Annotated in this window: 1 protein-coding gene and 1 pseudogene; both read right to left on the reverse strand. The window is 62.9% G+C overall.

What is annotated here, in order from left to right:
- Positions 1-557, reverse strand: a pseudogene (locus B5G37_RS14315) (hypothetical protein); the annotation flags it as partial.
- A 10-nt stretch (positions 558-567) separates the two neighbouring features.
- The gene (locus B5G37_RS14320) at positions 568-1,653 is read right to left on the reverse strand and encodes a hypothetical protein (protein WP_087258931.1); all 1,086 of its coding nucleotides are present in this window, start codon (positions 1,651-1,653) and stop codon (positions 568-570) included.
- Positions 1,654-2,160: the final 507 nt, after the last annotated feature.

A 2,160-nucleotide genomic window follows, 5' to 3' on the forward strand; every position in this document is an offset into this window, starting at 1 on the left:
TTGGGGTCGGTGATGAAGTAGTTGGCGTTCAGTTGCATGATGTTGGGGGTGACGTAGTTGAACGTCTTGCCGGAGCCGGAGCCGCCGATGACCAGCACGTTCAGGTTCCGGTCCAGCTCCGGGTTGTATTTGGGCCGGTGGAGGGCGAGGCCGTAGTTCTGGGTGAAGATGAGGTTGTTGTCCTCGTTGGTCTGATCCTTGAACGCCTTGCCCTCCTTGAGGGTGCCCCAGCGTGCCGAACCGCTCTCCTCGCCCGCGCGGTAGTTGCCCATGAAGGCCACGAACCGCAGCCATACCAGCCACACCACGCAGAACATGCCGAGGCCGACAAGCAGGGATGTGGCCGACAGGTCGAGATGCAGGGGCCGGTCGAGGATGAGGGGCCACATGCCGGTGAAGGCGTCGCCCCAGTGGTCGAAGAACTGGCCCGGCTGGGAGGCGATGGCCTCCCCGTACCGGTCGCCGAGGTAGAAGCCGAGAACGGACAGCAGGAAGGTGACCAGTGCCGAGACGCCCATCTTCCGGCTGACCTCCGGGTTGCCGCTGTGCTTTGCCATGCGTCACCTCCTACCGGACCGGGTTGAGCTTGTCCGAGATGTCGGTGACATGCTCCTGCGTCTGACCGCTCTCCTTGGCGAGCTGCCTGCTGGCGTCGCGGGCTTCTCTGGCCTCCGAGTCGAGGCTGTACGCCTTCTCCTCACGGACCTTGGACGGCGGGACATCCGTGCCGTTCTGCTCCCGTTCGATACGCATGGTCCGCGTGTCCGTGTCCATGCCGTCGTGGGAGCGGATGCCCTGATTCAGGTCCGGGGTCTCCCCGCGCTGATCCAACGAACCGTCCGTCGCCATGGGCCGGTTGCGTGTAAACCAGTCCTGCCGGGCGTCCACGCCGTAGTTTTTCTGAAGCGTATCGGCTCCAACGGACCAGTCCTGCCGGTGCTCGAAGGGCAGGGGTTGCCCGTCCGCGCCCATGCGGGCCTCATAGAACATGAGTTCCCCGGTCATGGTGGTGGTGACGCCGACACCCTGCGCGGCGAGCCGCTGGCGGAAGTCATCGAAGCCGGTGCAATTGTCGCGGGCGTCCCGCACCTTATCGGCGATGGCCTGCGTGCGGTTGGGAGCCTGCTGTGGTTGCGTCTGTGCGGCACGCTCCTGCGTGGGAGCCTGTGCCGGAGTGGTGCGCGGACGGTCCACGATGGGGATTTCCCGCAGTTGCGGCAGTGTCTCCGGGTTCACCGGCTGGCGGAGCGTTTCGCCGATCCACTGCTCATGCTGCCGGGCCACCTCCTGCGCAAACCGGGAAATGGTGGACTGCATACGGTCAAGGTCGGCCACGGCGAACTGGAGGAAACCGTTGCCCTGCGGGTCCGTGAGCGGCATGGCGTACACGCCGTCCTGACGGCACATCTGTGCGAACAGGGCCGCGTCCTGTGCGCCGCCGAATGGGACGCACACCGCCTCGCGGGCGGCTGCGGCCTGCGCTTGGGCCTGCGCTTGGGTCGGGTCCATGCCGTTTTCGATGAACCGCTGCCGGGTCCATTGCTCCGCATTCTTCTGATAGTTTGCGAGATATTGCCGCAGTGCCTCCCCGGCCCGGCGGGCAACCCACCGCATCAGCAGTTCGCCCAAATCGTCGCCCATATCCTGTGCCATGTTGTTCCTTCCTTTCTCCCGCCGGGGCGGGCGTATTGGGTTGCCGTATCCCTTCCATCTTACCCGTGGCACCTCCTTTCCCGGCAGCCTCATTCTCTACACGACGCGGGATACGACTGCTGCCAACGGGGAAACGAAAAAAGGCTCCGATCCGAAGACCGGGGCCGAAGGCAGTGATTGGGCTGTGTGATAACAGACAACATTTGGAGGTATTACGAATACGCATCCAACCATCGCCTGACAAAAAGGATACCACAGGAAACGGAGGACTCACCGGATTCATGGTGGACATAAAAATCCCCCGAAGGTGGAAACCCCTCGGGGGTGAGTTTCATGAGAGAAGGGGCTGAAACCCGGAAATCGGAACCATCAACAAACCATCGTCCGTGCCTCCGCCCAATTCCATATTCTACGGGAAGCGCTTACCCGACACGCCGAAAAATGGAATCCGGTTTTGAAAGGTGGTGCGGCGGATGGATGAGTCTGTTCCGAGCATTGTATGCCATC

The organism is Pseudoflavonifractor sp. An85, from assembly GCF_002161235.1.
In the GTDB taxonomy this organism is placed as follows: Bacteria; Bacillota; Clostridia; order Oscillospirales; family Oscillospiraceae; genus Enterenecus.

Coding starts and splice junctions, on each gene's coding strand:
- B5G37_RS14320 (WP_087258931.1), bottom strand. CDS start 1,653: ATGGCACAGGATATGGGCGACGATTTGGGCGAACTGCTGATGCGGTGG.